The following is a 15,374-nucleotide window of genomic DNA, read 5'->3' on the forward strand; positions in this document are numbered from 1 at the left end:
GCACCCCGCTCGAAATCGAACTTCACTACCTTTTCAACCTACCTTAGCTCGGTGTCCATTTGCACCCGACCACCTCAGTCGAATACTAGCCACTAAATCGCTCGAAGGTCTGCCAGTACTTGTCTTTGTACAGGGAGTATTCGAGGTTAAGGGTCCCGGCGTAGCGGGTCTGGAACTGATACAGCACCTTCGAGGGCTTTCTAAAGTCTTGGCAGGCAAAGTAGATTTCCCGGCTGCCATCGGCGGTTTGCCGCCCTATATTGAGAAAGCCCTCATGGTCGGGTAATTCGGCAATAAGCTCCTCTTCCAATTGGTTGAGTAGCTCATAAGTCTCGGAATCAGGCATTCCGTTGCGTTGCGTCCCATCGAAGGGAATAGTGACCACCATCACCCAGGGGTGGGACGCTTTCGCGTCCCATTCCAGCAGGTCCGTGTTGATGATGGCAAGGAGTGGCTGCCCATCCGCCCGCTCCGCCGTGAACGAAGCGTAGGTATCGTTGTCCGTCTCGTGGCGTATCCCGGAATACTTTTCTACAAATTCCTTTTGCCGCCAGGTTAAGAAGTCCCGCAGTTTGGTGACGGGGACGAGCACCTGCTGCGCCTGGGGCTCGCTCACGATGGTTACCTGGTCTACCAGCGTGGCAAAAGCCAGCTCCCCTAGGTAGGTGTCTAGGAAAATCAACGTGCCGTTTTCGACGGTGGCGTGGTTCTCTTCCGTGAGGTCGGTGTGTGTCACCGTGATGGCAATCTCATCGGGATAGGAGGCGTCGGCGTCTGGGTAGAAGTGAATATTGCTAGTGCTGAACTTATAGTCCGCCATGTGGATGACAATATCCTCGATATTCGGAACTGCCTCCTTCAGCGCCGTGAATTTCCACCCCACGAGCGCTGGGGCAGCCGCGATTAACTCTTCGGCAAAGATGATATTCTCAATAGCGCCCTCGGCGGAGATTATCAGCTCGGCGGTGTCGGCGTCTGCCATTCCTGCCTGAAAATATAAGCCCTCCTTCACGGCATCCAGCGCCGGGGAGAGGTCGTCAAAGAAGGATTCCTGGATGTGAGTGCCTTCCTGCACCGCTTGGAAGTAAGTGCTCTGGTTCTGAATGAACCAGGACCAGAATTTGGAATAGGCGTTGGCTAGAAGATTGGATGTAGGCGAATCAAGGGGAGACACAGGGACTGAAGCAATGAAATTGTTGTGGACGAATAAGGTGATGAGTTTGGTTCAGGTGGTCTTATATAAATACCAACCATTGCCTATCTCGCGAATCATGATGACATCGCCCGGATTCATGGTGGGGACCGCCTGCTTGTCAGTGACGTAGAAATAGCCTACTGAATTATCCAGAATACCGCCGATTAGAAAGTTCAGGCGCTTGCCGCCCGTCGCGTGCTCGGTGCGGATGGACGAGATGAATAGTTTTCGGTAAGCTGCTTGCTCGGTAACGAGTACGGGCGCGCCGCGCATCTCATCAGCTCCGGTGGGGGATGCTTGCGCTAGTGCAAGGTCCCGTAACCGCGCAAATTCAGCTTGATTTTTCCGAAAGTGTTCTATCAGGCGGTCATCCGACTCCAAGACTAAGGAAAAATTGCCTAACTCGTATTCGTAGTCTGCCCTAGACGTAATCACCTCTTCTTTCTTATCCTTCTTCGCTGCCGAACTAGCTATTAGCTTGTCTACCTGCGCCGGAGTCATCTGCTCTAACTCCTTCTTTGCCTGCTCAATCATGCCCGTCATGGCGAGGGCGCGGAAAGCAGACAGCTTCCAGACAGTATCGCGCTTAAAGTGGAGGTACGTATCCAAGGCTTTGCCATCTGCCCCCTGGATGGTCATCGCCACTACCGCTCGTTTCTCGTCTTGCCCCAGCAGTAGAAAGCGCGTGGTGGCACCTGGCGGCAAATCTTGCCCATTGGGGCGACCCTCATATTCGCCGGTGCTGTAGCGCTTAATAGCATCAAACTTGGTTTTGCCAAAAATCTGTCGGGCAACTTCTAGCGGTTCCGAAGCTTGACCGTAGCTAGTAGTGACAGTTGAGGCGAAGAGTACCAAAAGGCATAGTAGGCTTACTTTCATAAAGAATGGCTAGGCATTAACCGAAGCAAGCTAGCAACGCCTGGCTATATTAGCCTCATCACTTGGAGTTCATAAGTATCAGCTATTGTTTTAGTCGATTGAATGAGCAATCTGCCCAAGCTGCCTGACAAGCGGACGCCGCTTCTCTACATCATGCTCCCCCTGTAACTGCCGGTTTAGGTCGATATACTTATTGCTAATAGTCAGGAATCGCTCGGTCGCTGTGAACGCGGTTAGCCACTCGGCAAAGTTCAATAATGTAGTCTGCTTACCAAGAGAGTCGAAGTAGGCTGCGAAGGAGTCATTCTCTATGGCAGTATACTCCCACGGCTCGACTGGAATGCTGGGTCTATCGAGAAACTCATCAAAGAGGTGAATGTCGGCGCAGTAGGTTTCGATGGCTTTCTTCTCCGCCTCTTTGGTCTTTCCACTTTGGTAGAGGATGATTGTACACTCGAAGAGAAAGTCAGGAAAGCCCGCGTCATCGGGAAAATTGCGGTGGAACCAACGCAGGTAGGTGAGCCCGCCCTTAAAGTCGCCGAGCTGCACGTAGTACCTGCTAGGGAAGTAGCGCATTCCCCGGCTGTCATCATAACCCCCGAACTTCTTCTTTTCGGCAGCAAGGGCGCGCCTGATGTCGGTAATCTTCTTGCGGAGGCGTTCGGTTTGCTTTGGAGTCATAGCAGCAGCCAATATACCCTAGTACCCAGCAAAGTTGACTCAAGGCATTATTGAGGATGCTCCTCGTGCTCCCCACTCACGGCTTCTACCTTAATTTATCTTGGTCCCCATTGGTGATAGCCTCATCATGGACCAATTCATTTAAGTGGATGCCTAGGGCTCGGCTAATGGATATGAGTACGTCCACGGAAGGAGACACCGCCGCGATTTCTATTCGTTTAATAGTTGCTAACCCGACCTCTGCCTCGGTAGCTAGCTTCTGCTGGCTCATATTTCTTGCCTTGCGCAACGCCTCTAACCGCTGCCCAAGTATAGTTGCGCCAACTGGGTTTCTCACAACCACAAAAAGCGGGCAGCGAGCAGAGAAAAATTGGCTCAGATATGAGCTAGTGTCAATGCTTCTGCTTATTTTTGCTGTGTGTAATTACAAGCCAACAAAGTAGGTTCCAGGAGGCATATGTCCTTAGTATGTAAAGGGTGGAAAATGAATGTTGTACCTCACCCACCTCTTCCCCCCCCGCAGGAAATACCGAATATCTGCGACGAGGCAACATGAATGCACTCGCTACGACTAGTCCCGATACAATTCACCTTACTTCCTGCTGCATCTATGAAAAAAGCGCTGCTCACGTTGCTCCTCGTTTTTATCATCTCCCTAGGGTGGCTTAGTAGGGGGGCAGCCCTAGACCCAGCACTGTTGAGTAAAGCAAAGCAGGAGCATTGGCGGAATAGAAGTAAGCTGCGCAATGCACGCTACCTGACCATCATCGATTATCGTAGGTCCATTCTACAAGACCGCCTGTATGTCTACGACTTACAGAAACAGGAGACAGTTATCCAATCGCGGGTATCCCATGCTTTTTGGTCTGGTATTCTCTATCCAACCAGCTTCTCTAATGTGGAAGGAAGCGAGCAGAGCTGCTACGGCTCCTTCTTATCGGCGGAAGCCTATCATGGAAAATTTGGTTACTCGATGCGCATCGATGGGATAAGCCCCACCAATACGCTAGCCAGGAGCCGGAGCGTCGTTTTTCATCCTGGGCGCACCTTCTCAGCCGCATGCTATATGACTGAACCAGAGATAAATGAGCGCTTAATTAACTTGATTAAAGGCAAGTCACTCATCGTGGTTTACAAGTAATTGTCGGATAGAGATGACGAGAATGTATTTCTATGAACAGGCAGGGCAGCAAGCCGGACCGCTGCCAGGTGACCAGTTGGTTGCCCAGGGCGTCAAGGCAGCTACGCTCGTTTGGTGGGCGGAAGCACCGGATTGGGTAGCGGCTGGCACGGTGTCGGAACTCCAGGTCTTTTTCACCCCGTTCCACCCTGCTACAACGCCACCCCCTCTAGCGCCTGCGGCTAACCTCGTAAAGCCACCTCGACCAACGGTGCCGATTAGTACCCCGGCGCGGTCGATATTCACCGGGAGGAATCTCAAGATAGGGGCAGTTGTGCTGCTTGCCCTTGGTGCCGAGTTAGCATCGCGAGCGAAGCCCGATGTGACGGAGCCTGAAAGAACAGCGCGCCAAGCTAATGTACCTGAGCCGGAGGAAGAGATAAAAGAAATTGGGTACGCCGCCAACCATCTGCATGACGAAGACGCTAGCCTTAACGACGAAGAACTAGCAGTGGAACCCTCTGCCGCTAGTGAACCTGCCCAGTCAGATGCCATAGAGAGTATCGATAATAATAATGGGTGGTTAACTGTTCATTACGAAATAGGTACACCACGTAGTTTCGGAGTGGGCAAAGACCTGTTTTTTTCTTATTCACCGCATCTGATTGTCACTCACAATGAACGAGTGAGTTGTCAAGTGAGGGATATTCATGGGAATCGATTAACCGACGGGACTACCCTCAACGGTAGTTCGGCATGTACTGGGTTGCGGGTAGTAGGCGACCAAATCATTATTGATGTGGATACGGGATTGATGTGGATACGGGACACAGCACGCACCAGGAAACCTATGATGTGAACCTGCGCCTACTGCGGACGTCGCCCTCCCATATGTATTAACCTGCTATGAAGACCTACTACTACGAGGCGGCAGGACAGCAAGCAGGTCCCGTCGCTGGCGACCTGCTCCGAGACTACGGCGTGCAAGGCACCACTTTAGTCTGGCACGCGGAAATGAGTGACTGGGCACCGGCTGCGAGTTTAGCGGAATTAGCTGCCTTCTTCCAGCCGGTACCCCCGCCACTGCCGAAGCGTACTGGACCCCCGCCGTTGCCCGCCCCACTACCCGCAGAAATAGAAGGCGCTGCACCTGTTTCCGTCGCGCCCCTTATACCCCCTGTCCCCCTCGCTGCCTTCGCAGCTAGCAGCTTCTCCGTGCCGCAGCTGGGGGTGTTCAAAGACGACACGGTAGTTTATGCGCTGGACTCCGGGGAAGTAGTTGCCACGTTCGAGGAGAACGCGGACTTGAACCGCGTGTACAAGGACGGGCTTTGGTATAATGAAGCCTACCGCTTCGTGCTGCTGGACCCAGCTGGAGAGAAATTGCTCACTTTCTATAAGCCCGCCAAAGGGCTCATGCAGAGTCTCAAGCATGAGTTACATGTACTAGATGCTCAGGACCGCCTGCTGGGCATCTGCCGCAATCGGGTGCTAGGCTTTGCCAATCCATTCGGTAAGCTGGAAAAGGTCATTACCGTGACCGGCTCTCAGCAGCAGCCGCTGTTCGACCTGGACTCCTTGGCTGAGTTGAAGTTCAAGCTAACCATCGAGCTTATCCAACAAGGTAGAGTCGTAGGTAGTGTAGTAGGAAGTAAAGGAAGCGGAAGTATTAGCCGAGCACTCTTCGTGTACGCCCGTGACCGATTCGAACTGCGTCTCGCCCCAGAGGTGGAGGCAGCAACGAAGGCGCTAGGGTTGGGGGCGGTCTTAGCGCTTCATCTATTCGTGCGGCATCGGTGGCGGGCGTAAGCTTCTCATTATGAAGCGGTGTCAATTACGCACTGTTTGGCTCATCGGGGAAGGGTAAATAGAATAGCCACTCATGCGTCAACTTTCCTATGGTCTGGGTACGGTCGAGCTATCGGATGCCCTGATTCATGCCCTGCATCTCATGCCGCTTAAGGTGTATGCCAAATGGAAAATCTAAGTGCCTATTATTTACGAGCACGCCGAGCAGCAAGCGGGTTCAGTGGAGGATGAGCGCGGTTACGGCTGCGCAATTACTTATTGATTAGTAGGTTAACTATTTCCATGCGTGTGCTTCTGTTACTCGTGCTAGGCTATTTGGTCTGCATTGGCGGTACCCGGCTACTGGCGGGGCACTCCCTACGGCAGTGGCTGACGACTGCTCCTGTAACCAAGGCTTCGATGGTGCACGCGCCTGACCCACGGCTCATTCTGCGGGACGTGAACCATTACCGTCGCCAGCACGGATTATCGGCTCTGCGCTACAGCCAGACGTGCCAAGCAGCAGCGCGCATCCAAGCGCAGTACAACGCCGACCACGGCACGTTTCACCACGACAACACCGAACTGCCTACCCCCGGCGACCGCCTGCGTGTAGCTAACCACCACTACCAGGGTGCCTCGCCCTACTGGGCGGAGAATGCCTTCCGCTACACGTTGAGCCGAGACCTCAAGCACGGCGCGGTGTGGCACGTTTTCCACTGCTACCACATCTCACCACCCCATGATGCTACCATGCGCAACCCCAAGGTAACCCGGTTTGGTACGGCAACCGTGGTGGACGCCGAGGGCGTGATGTACAACGCGGAGGTATTCTCTAACTAGCCCGATTGTAAGAATATGCGTGCTACACCCCAATGCCTGCTGCTGACCCTGCTGGGGTGGGGCGTGCTCCACGCAACGCAGGCACAGGTAAAGCCCGCCCCTTTTGCACCTGCGTGCGACTTGCAGGAGCTAAATCGAGCTTACGTCGCTTCTCTAAATCGGCTGCGACACCAACTAGACCCCCACTCGCCGATAGTCGTCTTCGACCCGGCGCTACTTGTCGGTGCGGTGCTCCAAGCAGCTAGGATGGAAGCCGCTGACTCCTTGTTTCACGCTACCCCCCTGCGTAGCGTAGAGTTGATAGGTGAGAAACGCTACATGCAAGAGCCGGAGGTAGAGAAGCTAGTACGATTCATTCGAACTCAAATCCAAAATTCAGAGCGACACTGTGCCTTTGAGTCAGACCCAAGGTACGTATATGCTGCCGTGGCTGCGAATAAGCATTTCTACGTGGTGAAGCTATTTGATAAGCCCACGGTAGCTGACAAGGATGAACAAGCAGCTTGCTTGAAGCTAGGGGTAAGAGTGCCAGTGGTGGAGGTACCCAGCAAACACACGCATCAATTGATTTATCGAGCTTTCTAAAGAGTGAGCCCCTCTTTTGAATTTATAACTCATCACTAGTACATAGCTCACGAAGTTGAAGCCTTACCCGAAAGTACACGTCCTCAGCCGGCTTACGGCTTATCAGCCTGCTGAGGCAACTTGGCACTTGGAAACCTGGACCCGCCAACTCAAGCGTAGTGTCCCACTCACGCGCCACTACGCCGTAGCCATCGTGGACGCAGCTGGTGATACCCTAGAGCGAATCGAGGTGAGCACGTTGACCTATACGGCGCTACGGCGGATAGCCCATGATACCCCTACGCAAGCTGCCCTGAAGCATACTCCAGGTGTAGCTTACGAAGACCCCGGACAGGTAATGAGTATGAAGCGGCGGGCGCACCAGGTAGTAGCGGCGGCAACACGCTTCCAAGACCAATTGCAAGCCGCCATCGCGATAGTTCATGACGTGCCCGGTGTTCTGCTGAGTCAAGCAGATGCGTACCTACGGGAAGCGGAGCCAGCACTGCGCTCGCTCGCCATCACCCAGGTGCTAGAAGGGCAGATTCAACGAGTTGGACCACCTCTATTTCAGCTAGGTGTGATGGAGGTACTCGAAAGCCTCGAACGAGCAGAAGCTGCTGTAGCGGAGGTTACGCGCTTCATTGCTGAAGTAGCCGCACCAAAACCCGCAGTTACGGATATCCCCGTGCCGATAAGTGAGCCAGCTAAGCCTAAGACCTGGTACGCGCAAGCGCTTGATGCCGAAGAGAAGCTGCGCGTACCGGCTGGCTTACTTTACCCTGTGCCCATTCTGCGGAAGCAGCAGCCCGCGCTTAAACCACTTAATGCTGCGTACCTGCGACTGCTGGAAGGCTTCTGGGAACTGGTGACCGGCTCCGCTTGGGAGAAGCGTATCTTCCACCTGTTCGATGAGACCGAGCTAGAGCAGATGCCCGACATCGCCCGGCAGTATTCCAGAGCGGAGGTTGCTTACCTCAGCTACGTGTGCCAGCATTGGACCGAGCCGCAAAGCATCAACGACAGCTACCTAGAGGGCGTCCGGCATACATTATGCGTGCAGTGGCTTAAAAACGAACTTCTACGGCACCTCGCGGAGCTATGAATAGCAAGGGAGCGTGACGTCACAACTGCCGCTGCTGGCAAAGACTGTCGAGATACGTTTTTGCACTTGTCCCTGGAAGCCCTGTAATCATTATCACCCTGGAGGGTAATTTCTGTCACCCAAGGCAGAGGCTATACTTGCGTAACTGCTTGATAGACAAAGAAAAAGCCACCCTTTAGAGGTGGCTTTCTTGTAGTCCGTAGGGGAATCGAACCCCTGTTGGTAGAATGAAAATCTACTGTCCTAACCCCTAGACGAACGGACCATTTTGTTGGTGTGTGGTGCGTTTTTCCGTTTTGATGATGCAAAGGTACGACTTTTCGCTTTCCCTCCAAATATGAGGCCATAAAAAAGTGCCTCTGATACCAAAGGATGCTGATTTTCAGGCTGAAAAAATGCAGCGTTATTAGTTGGCCGGCAGAAAAAGTGGGGGAGAGCCGGTGATTAACGGTGTGGTAGCTTCCGAAGCCGCTGCTGCCCGTACCTTCGCAGCGCGTTATCACCTGGGCCGCGGCAGTGGCCCGCCATCCTTTCTATTTTTTCCAATATCATGGCAAAAATTAAAGTCGCCATTAACGGCTTTGGTCGCATTGGTCGCCTCACCTTCAAGTCGCTCCTCGGGCGCGACAACGTGGAGATTGTGGCCATCAATGACCTGACTGACAATAAAACCCTGGCCCACCTGCTCAAGTACGACTCCGTACACGGCCGCTTCGACGGTACGGTGAGCTACGACGACAATAGCCTGACCGTGAACGGCCAGCACATTGTAGCCCTCGCCGAGCGCGACCCCAAGCTGCTGCCCTGGGGCAAAATGGGCGTGGATATCGTGCTCGAAAGCACGGGCCGCTTCGTGGATGAAGCCGGCGCGGGCCAGCACATCACGGCGGGTGCCAAAAAGGTCGTGATTTCGGCCCCGGCCACCGGCGACATTCCCACCGTAGTACTTGGTGTGAACGAGGATACGCTGACCGGCGACGAGACCATCATCTCGAACGCTAGCTGCACGACTAACTGCCTGGCCCCCATGGCCAAGGTGCTGGACGACGTGTTTGGCATCGAGAAAGGCTACATCACCACGGTGCACGCCTATACTTCGGACCAAAACCTGCAGGACGCGCCGCACAAGGACCTGCGCCGCGCCCGCGCCGCTGCCTACAGCATCATCCCCACCTCGACGGGTGCTGCCAAGGCCGTAGGGCTCGTGCTGCCCCAGCTGAAGGGCAAGCTCGATGGTATCGCCATGCGCGTGCCCGTGCCGGACGGCTCGCTCACCGACCTGACCGTAATCCTGAAAAAGGAAGCCACCAAGCAGCAAATCAACGATGCCCTCAAGGCGGCCGCTGACGGTGCGATGAAAGGCATCCTGGAGTACACCACCGACCCGATTGTGAGTATCGACATCGTGGGCAACCCCCACTCGTGCATCTTCGATTCGGAGCTGACTTCGACCAACGGTACCCTGGCCAAAGTAGTGGGTTGGTACGACAACGAAACCGGCTACTCGACCCGCACCGCCGACCTTATCCAGAAACTGGGTGCGAAAATGGTAGGTTAGTCAATAGTCTGTTTAGCAACTAAATAGCTGCGAAAGGCCTGCCTGCTAGGCAGGCCTTTTTGTTTTTTCTGAAAGGTGCCGCCACTCGGCGGGGCGCTCGTTATGCCACGTACTTGCTTTATTTTCAACCCGATGGCGGGCACCGGCCGCCGGGCCGATTTTCCGGCGCTGCTGCGGCAGCACTTTGGCGGTGTGGCCGGTAGGGACTACCTGCTGCAACCCACCGATGGGCCCGGCCACGCTACTGAGCTGGCCCGTGCCGCGGCGCAGGCGGGCTGCCGGGTGGTGGTGGCCGTGGGCGGCGATGGCACCGTGAACGAGGTGGGGCAGGGCTTGCTGGGTCAAGACGGGGCCGCGCTCGGCATTGTGCCGCGAGGTTCGGGCAACGGGCTGGCCCGGCACCTGCGGGTGCCGCTGGGGCTGCCCGCCGCGCTGCGGCGGCTGCGCCAGCCCACGTTTAGCCACATGGATGTGGGCACTATCAACGGGCGGCCGTTTTTTTGCACGGCCGGGCTGGGGTTCGATGCCCACGTGAGCCAGCACTTTGCGCAGGCCGGTACCCGCGGGGTGAGCACCTACCTGCGGGTAACGCTGCGTGAGTACGGCAACTTTCGGCCGGTGCCGGTGCAAGTCGAAACCAACGGCCAGGTGCTGGCCACCGACTGCTACGTGCTGGCCTTTGCCAACGCCTCGCAGTACGGCAACAACGCCTACATCGCCCCGCAGGCCAATTTGCAGGACGGCCTGCTCGATATGTGCCTCATTGATGCGCTGCCACCCTGGCGGGCCGTGCAGGTAGTGCTGGGTATGGCGCTGGGCACGTTGCCCCGCACGGGCGGGGCCACTTACCGCCACACGCAGCACGCCGTGGTGCGGGCCGCCACGCCCATCGGCTACCACGCCGATGGCGATTACCTGGGGCACGCTACTAAGTTTGAGCTGGCTGTGTTGCCGCTGGCGCTGGAAGTGGCCGTGTAGCCAAGGTGGTACCAGGCGGGCTGCGTGCCAGGTAGCAGCCCATAAATATTGTTGGCCTTTGGCGAATCCCGCCGGGCGTTGGTTTGTTAAACTGGTAGTTCGCTACCCCTCATCTACTTCTACAAAAATGGCTCAGGATTTTGTTCAGGAATTGCAAGCCCAACTGCAACCAGCCCGCCAGCGCATGGTGGACCATCCCATCTATCGCCGCATCCAGACGCTGGATGACTTGCGGGTGTTCATGGCCCACCACGTATTCGCGGTTTGGGATTTTATGTCGCTGCTCAAATCCTTGCAGCGCGACCTCACCTGCGTAACGCTGCCCTGGGTGCCGCAGGGCAACCCCGCCACCCGCCGCCTCATCAACGAGATAGTGCTGGAAGAGGAAACCGATGTGGACCCCGAAGGCCGGCCCACCAGCCACTTCGAGCTCTACCTGCGGGCTATGCAGGAAGCCGGGGCCGATATTGCCCCCGCCCAACGCCTGCTGGCCGCCCTGGCCGAAGGCGCCAGCGTGCCCGCCGCCCTGGCCGCGGCCAATGCCCCGGCCAGCGTGCAAGAGTTTGTGAAGCACACGTTTAGCGTTATTGCCGGCGGGCAGCCGCACGCCGTGGCCGCCGCCTTCACCTTCGGCCGCGAGGACGTGATACCGGATATGTTCCGCAACCTGGTCGATGACCTGGCGCAGCGCTTCCCGGGCCAGCTCGACACGTTTATCTACTACCTCAACCGCCACATTGAGCTGGATGAGGACCATCACGCGCCGCTCGCCCACCAGATGGTGCGCGACCTCTGTGGCACCGACCCCACCCGCTGGCACGAGGCCACCGAGGTAGCCCGCCAGGGTATGGTAGCCCGCGTGGCCCTCTGGGATGGCATTGTGGCCGCGCTCAATCAAGAGAAAGTGGCTGCTTAACAAGACGTTGCATTACTAAAAAAGGCCGGCGGATTTATTCCGTCGGCCTTTTTTAGTGTTCGGTTTTGAGTAGACTGGCTGGCGGTGCCGAACTTTGAGGCTATGAAAAACGACCAGTCGCGCCGGCAGGGCGTGGTGTATTCCACCAACCCCGAATTTTCTTATCAGTCTGACGAGCAGGCCGAAGCCACCACGCTGCCGCCTCAGCAGCAGCAGCTGCGCGTGCAGCTCGATAAGAAGCAGCGCGGCGGCAAGCAGGTAACGCTGATTACGGGCTTTGCGGGCCGCGACGAGGACTTGCAAACCCTCGGTAAGCTCCTGAAAACCAAGTGCGGCGTGGGAGGCAGCGCCAAGGAAGGCGAAATTGTGGTGCAGGGAGATTTTCGGGCCAAGGTGCTGGAAATCCTTATCAAGGAGGGCTATAAGGCGAAGCAGATTGGTGGCTAGGCCCGACCTCAAGTCCAGTTGTTTTCACCGCAGAAGACGCGGAGGGCTTCGCAGAAGAGTCGCAGAAGTCGTTCTTCTGCGTTCCTTCTGCGAAGCCCTCCGCGTCTTCTGCGGTGAAAACACTAACCTGCTAAAGCAAGGTTGATTATCTGGTGTAAGTACTTACCAGCTAGTTATTTACCTTTTCCAGGGTGCTGCCGCTGCTCAGGTCTTTGCTTACCTGGCCGGGGTTGCCAGAGTAGCGGGCGAGGCTGCCGCTGCTGAGGTCGGCCTTTAGCTCTTCGGTGGCCTGCACCCGGGCTTGCGAGCCGCTGCTTAGGTCGAGGGTTACGCGGCTGGCCCGTAGGTTTTTAGCTTCTACCTGGCTGGCGCTGGAGCCGTCGATGGCGAGGTCGTTGGCCGAGCCGTTGAGCGTAGCTTGGCTGGCGCTGCTCAGGTCGAGGTCGAGGCGGGGCACGTTCACATCGAGGTGCACCACGGAAGCGCTGGAAGCTTCGAGGCGCAGGTCTTCATCGCGAAAGCCGCGGGCGTCGGCCTGGCAGGCGCCGCTCACCTTGAGGTGGCGCAGGCGGGGCAGCGTTACCTGCACCAGCACGGGGCCGTTGTCGAGGCGCAGCGACGACAAGATACCGTTGGTGTTGCGGTTGCGCACCACCAGGCGGTCGCCCTGCACGTCGAGGCGCACGTCGGCGAGGTCGCCGGTGCGGCCGGCGGCCTCCACCTTGTAGCTATCGCCCTGGCGCACCAGCACTTGGAACGCGCCGTGCACTTCGACTTCGCTAAACGGCGCATTGCCGCTGAGTGTTTTGCGGCCCGCGCCGTAGTGGGCCGGGTTGGTGTTGAACTGGGGTGTTTCGGTGGTAACGCGGATGATGGGCACGTCGCCGTCGGTGTTCACGCGCACCTTCATTTTCGTGCCGTTGGCGTCCACGTTCACTACCTCGTCGCTGTCGTTGTCGTCTTCATCAGCGCTGTCATTGTCGCTGTCGTTGTCCGAAGGCGGGCAGTCGAGGCACGTAAACTTGCCTTCGCGGGTGAAGCGGGCGCGGTGCGACTCGTTGCCCTCGGGGCGGCGGCCGCTGGTAAAGTCCTCATCCTCCAGGTGTTCTACAAAAAGCGGGGTGAGGCGATATACCTTGTTGAGGGGCAGGTGCAGGGTGAGGCGCAGGCGCTGGTTGCGGAAGGGCGCGCTACCCTTGAGCGTGGTGCCCTGGTCAAAAATGATGGTCGAGTCGCGCTGCGTGATGTTGTAGTTAATGGTTTGCTGCGCGGTAAGGCGAGCGGCCTCTTCGGTGCGGCCGCGGGCCTGAAATTCTTCCTCTACGAATGGCGTAGCGTTGCTGTCGGCCGGGGCCAGGCTGATGTCAACCCACTGGTGATGGTCCTCCACGTTGCGCGCATCCAGCACAATGCCTTTGCTCAGGATGGGGGTGAGGCGTACCGTAGTCGTGTAAGTGTCCTTGGTTTGGAAATTGCGGGCTACCTGCAAGCCGGCGGCGGTGCTACCCACCACGCCCAGCAACCAAAGTCCTAATAATGAAAGGCTTACAGTGCGGCTCACTATGGGGCGGCGCACTAGCAGGCGTATCCCCAGCAGCAATAGCCCCAGGCCCGGAATACCTAGCAGCAACGCCCCGCTGATGGCCCCCCAGGGTGGCAGGTTGCGCACCAGCGCGCCAAAGCTGTCGTCAAACATGAAGCCGTTGCGGGTGCTCTCTACCGCCGTGAAGGGAATGATGCTCAGGGCCGCGCCCAGCATCATCAGCACCCCAAACAGCCAGCTGCCGCCCCAAAAAATTAGGAGCCCGCCCACCGCCCAGCGCAGGAGTGTGCCTAGTAAGTCTACCGCTGGCTTGGCTTGCCGGGCGGCGCTTTCCAGGTAGGTGCCCAGGGGCCGGTTGGGCGGGGTGGGGCCGTCGGCGTCAAACGCATTGGTACGCAGGCTGTTATCAATGCCCGAAAGGGTCACGTCATCGCCGCGCATCTGCATCTTTTCGGATACCGTGCGGGCCTCGGGTACTACGGCCCAGAGAATGAGGTAGATAAGGAACGTGGAGCCGCCCGCAAACAAGCCTATCAGAAACAGCACCCGCACCAGCACCACGTCGGTGCGGAAGTACGCAGCCAGGCCCGCCGACACGCCGCCTACTTTGCCGGTGTCGGTGTCGCGGAAGAGCTTGCGGCCCGTGAGCTTACCGCCAAAGTCCAGCGTGTCGATAGGAGCGGGGGCGTCGGTGCGCTTGGGCAGCGCTATCCACAAGATGCCATACAGTACCACCACCAGGCCCGGGAAGTCGAAGTCACGGTCGAACAGCCCCACCCCAGGGAAGGGGAAGCGGTGGCGAAACAGGTTGGGCAGCAGCACCAAGGCCAGGAAAGCGAGGCGCACCACCAGCGGATTCACGCGGAAATACTGCGCCAGGCCGGCGCACACGCCCGCAATTTTGCGGTGCGCCAAGTCGCGGTACAGGCGGCGGGGCTGGTCGTCGGCGGCCGTTGGCGCGCCGGTGGCAAAGGGACCTCTGGGGCCGAAGTTGCCGCCGGCTGCGGGGCCGCCCGCGGCGGCGGCCGGCTCCTGGTCCTCCTCGTCGGGCTCGGGGGCGAAGTCGCTCACGCGGCCCATCTTGGCCGTGAGCTCCTCCACGTCGGCCAGGGTGATGACCTGCTTGCTCACCGAAAGCCGGGCCGCAAACAGCTCGGCAATGCGGCCCTCGATGTCGGCCACGATTTCTTCGTGGCCCTGGTAGCTGGCGAAGTGCGCCTTTACCTCGTGCAGGTAGCGGCTAAGTACTTCGTAGCCATCATCTTCAATGTGAAAAATGATGCCCTGCAAGTTGATGCTGATGTTCTTTTTCATGGGAGGGGCCGCAGGCGCGAAGCGCGGCAGGTTGAAATCGGAGAAAGAAAGGGTAGCGAAAAATGCAGGGCCTAAAGCGGCCGCCGGGGCTGGCGGATAATGCCCACCGACACGGCCATGTCTTCCCAGGTCTGGCGCAGCTCTTCCAAAAACTGGCGGCCGGCCTCCGTGAGCGTGTAGTATTTGCGGGGTGGGCCGGAGGTCGACTCCTTCCACACGTAGTCGAGCAGGGCGGCATTTTTGAGGCGCGTGAGCAGCGGGTACAGCGTGCCCTCCACCACTATCATGCGGGCCGCAGTGAGCTCCTCCAGCATGTCGCTGGCGTAGGCCTCCCCGCGGCCGATTATCTCCAGAATGCAGAATTCGAGGATGCCTTTGCGCATCTGCACCTGGGTGTTCTCTAGTTTCATGGGCGGTATGGGCTAGTAGTAGGTGAGGAACTG

15 protein-coding genes, 1 tRNA gene and 1 pseudogene are annotated in these 15,374 nt (G+C 57.5%); 10 read left to right on the top strand and 7 right to left on the bottom strand.

Going from position 1 to position 15,374, the window contains the following annotated elements:
* Positions 1-85: 85 nt before the first annotated feature.
* The 4 genes from ACYVGC_RS08655 to ACYVGC_RS08670 all read right to left on the bottom strand — a co-directional run bounded on the left by ACYVGC_RS08655 (position 86) and on the right by ACYVGC_RS08670 (position 3,098).
* Complete coding sequence (locus ACYVGC_RS08655; RefSeq protein WP_460583419.1) at positions 86-1,174, bottom strand: DUF695 domain-containing protein; 1,089 nt, start codon at positions 1,172-1,174, stop codon at positions 86-88.
* A gap of 51 nt (positions 1,175-1,225) precedes the next feature.
* Positions 1,226-2,074, bottom strand: coding sequence for a hypothetical protein (locus tag ACYVGC_RS08660; protein WP_460583420.1), 849 nt, complete (start codon positions 2,072-2,074; stop codon positions 1,226-1,228).
* A 90-nt stretch (positions 2,075-2,164) separates the two neighbouring features.
* Positions 2,165-2,755, bottom strand: a complete 591-nt coding sequence (locus tag ACYVGC_RS08665) for a hypothetical protein (RefSeq protein WP_460583421.1) — start codon at positions 2,753-2,755, stop codon at positions 2,165-2,167.
* 85 nt (positions 2,756-2,840) lie between these two features.
* Positions 2,841-3,098 (bottom strand): helix-turn-helix domain-containing protein, encoded by a 258-nt coding sequence (locus ACYVGC_RS08670; protein ID WP_460583422.1) that lies wholly within the window; start codon positions 3,096-3,098, stop codon positions 2,841-2,843.
* Positions 3,099-3,365: 267 nt separating this feature from the next.
* Here ACYVGC_RS08670 and ACYVGC_RS08675 point away from each other — a divergent pair, with 267 nt between their 5' ends.
* The 6 genes and pseudogenes from ACYVGC_RS08675 to ACYVGC_RS08700 all read left to right on the top strand — a co-directional run bounded on the left by ACYVGC_RS08675 (position 3,366) and on the right by ACYVGC_RS08700 (position 8,175).
* Positions 3,366-3,896 carry a murein L,D-transpeptidase catalytic domain-containing protein gene (locus tag ACYVGC_RS08675; protein WP_460583423.1) on the top strand — a complete coding sequence of 177 codons (531 nt, stop codon included), beginning with the start codon at positions 3,366-3,368 and terminating at the stop codon, positions 3,894-3,896.
* A 22-nt stretch (positions 3,897-3,918) separates the two neighbouring features.
* A pseudogene (locus tag ACYVGC_RS08680) lies at positions 3,919-4,047 on the top strand (GYF domain-containing protein); the annotation flags it as partial.
* 162 nt (positions 4,048-4,209) lie between these two features.
* Positions 4,210-4,734, top strand: coding sequence for a hypothetical protein (locus tag ACYVGC_RS08685; protein ID WP_460583764.1), 525 nt, complete (start codon positions 4,210-4,212; stop codon positions 4,732-4,734).
* A 47-nt stretch (positions 4,735-4,781) separates the two neighbouring features.
* Positions 4,782-5,684, top strand: a complete 903-nt coding sequence (locus ACYVGC_RS08690; RefSeq protein WP_460583424.1) for a DUF4339 domain-containing protein — start codon at positions 4,782-4,784, stop codon at positions 5,682-5,684.
* Between the two features lie 288 nt (positions 5,685-5,972).
* Positions 5,973-6,506 carry a CAP domain-containing protein gene (locus tag ACYVGC_RS08695; RefSeq protein ID WP_460583425.1) on the top strand — a complete coding sequence of 178 codons (534 nt, stop codon included), beginning with the start codon at positions 5,973-5,975 and terminating at the stop codon, positions 6,504-6,506.
* 712 nt (positions 6,507-7,218) lie between these two features.
* Positions 7,219-8,175 (top strand): hypothetical protein, encoded by a 957-nt coding sequence (locus ACYVGC_RS08700; RefSeq protein ID WP_460583426.1) that lies wholly within the window; start codon positions 7,219-7,221, stop codon positions 8,173-8,175.
* Positions 8,176-8,368: 193 nt separating this feature from the next.
* Here the strand turns inward: ACYVGC_RS08700 and ACYVGC_RS08705 are convergent.
* Positions 8,369-8,440 (bottom strand) — tRNA-Glu (locus tag ACYVGC_RS08705).
* Between the two features lie 285 nt (positions 8,441-8,725).
* Between ACYVGC_RS08705 and gap the strand changes: the two genes are divergently transcribed.
* The 4 genes from gap to ACYVGC_RS08725 all read left to right on the top strand — a co-directional run bounded on the left by gap (position 8,726) and on the right by ACYVGC_RS08725 (position 12,074).
* A complete protein-coding gene (gap, locus tag ACYVGC_RS08710; RefSeq protein ID WP_460583427.1) occupies positions 8,726-9,733 on the top strand; it encodes a type I glyceraldehyde-3-phosphate dehydrogenase in 1,008 nt (335 codons plus the stop codon).
* Positions 9,734-9,835: 102 nt separating this feature from the next.
* On the top strand, positions 9,836-10,711 hold the full coding sequence (locus ACYVGC_RS08715; RefSeq protein ID WP_460583428.1) for a diacylglycerol/lipid kinase family protein: 876 nt from the start codon (positions 9,836-9,838) through the stop codon (positions 10,709-10,711).
* Positions 10,712-10,838: 127 nt separating this feature from the next.
* Complete coding sequence (locus ACYVGC_RS08720) at positions 10,839-11,627, top strand: DUF3050 domain-containing protein (protein WP_460583429.1); 789 nt, start codon at positions 10,839-10,841, stop codon at positions 11,625-11,627.
* A 102-nt stretch (positions 11,628-11,729) separates the two neighbouring features.
* A complete protein-coding gene (locus ACYVGC_RS08725; protein ID WP_460583430.1) occupies positions 11,730-12,074 on the top strand; it encodes a translation initiation factor in 345 nt (114 codons plus the stop codon).
* Between the two features lie 169 nt (positions 12,075-12,243).
* On the opposite strand, the gene ACYVGC_RS08730 is transcribed toward ACYVGC_RS08725, so the two are convergent.
* Together ACYVGC_RS08730 and ACYVGC_RS08735 are read right to left on the bottom strand one after the other, a co-directional pair.
* Positions 12,244-14,931, bottom strand: coding sequence for a GIN domain-containing protein (locus tag ACYVGC_RS08730; protein WP_460583431.1), 2,688 nt, complete (start codon positions 14,929-14,931; stop codon positions 12,244-12,246).
* A 71-nt stretch (positions 14,932-15,002) separates the two neighbouring features.
* On the bottom strand, positions 15,003-15,341 hold the full coding sequence (locus ACYVGC_RS08735) for a PadR family transcriptional regulator (protein WP_460583432.1): 339 nt from the start codon (positions 15,339-15,341) through the stop codon (positions 15,003-15,005).
* Positions 15,342-15,374 lie beyond the last annotated feature (33 nt).

The organism is Hymenobacter arcticus (assembly GCF_054779975.1).

Excerpts from the sequence above, each read along its gene's own strand:
- ACYVGC_RS08725 (WP_460583430.1), top strand. The coding sequence starts at position 11,730 with ATGAAAAACGACCAGTCGCGCCGGCAGGGCGTGGTGTATTCCACCAAC.
- ACYVGC_RS08715 (WP_460583428.1), top strand. The coding sequence starts at position 9,836 with ATGCCACGTACTTGCTTTATTTTCAACCCGATGGCGGGCACCGGCCGC.
- ACYVGC_RS08660 (WP_460583420.1), bottom strand. The coding sequence starts at position 2,074 with ATGAAAGTAAGCCTACTATGCCTTTTGGTACTCTTCGCCTCAACTGTC.
- ACYVGC_RS08690 (WP_460583424.1), top strand. The coding sequence starts at position 4,782 with ATGAAGACCTACTACTACGAGGCGGCAGGACAGCAAGCAGGTCCCGTC.
- gap (WP_460583427.1), top strand. The coding sequence starts at position 8,726 with ATGGCAAAAATTAAAGTCGCCATTAACGGCTTTGGTCGCATTGGTCGC.
- ACYVGC_RS08665 (WP_460583421.1), bottom strand. The coding sequence starts at position 2,755 with ATGACTCCAAAGCAAACCGAACGCCTCCGCAAGAAGATTACCGACATC.
- ACYVGC_RS08730 (WP_460583431.1), bottom strand. The coding sequence starts at position 14,931 with ATGAAAAAGAACATCAGCATCAACTTGCAGGGCATCATTTTTCACATT.
- ACYVGC_RS08735 (WP_460583432.1), bottom strand. The coding sequence starts at position 15,341 with ATGAAACTAGAGAACACCCAGGTGCAGATGCGCAAAGGCATCCTCGAA.
- ACYVGC_RS08720 (WP_460583429.1), top strand. The coding sequence starts at position 10,839 with ATGGCTCAGGATTTTGTTCAGGAATTGCAAGCCCAACTGCAACCAGCC.
- ACYVGC_RS08675 (WP_460583423.1), top strand. The coding sequence starts at position 3,366 with ATGAAAAAAGCGCTGCTCACGTTGCTCCTCGTTTTTATCATCTCCCTA.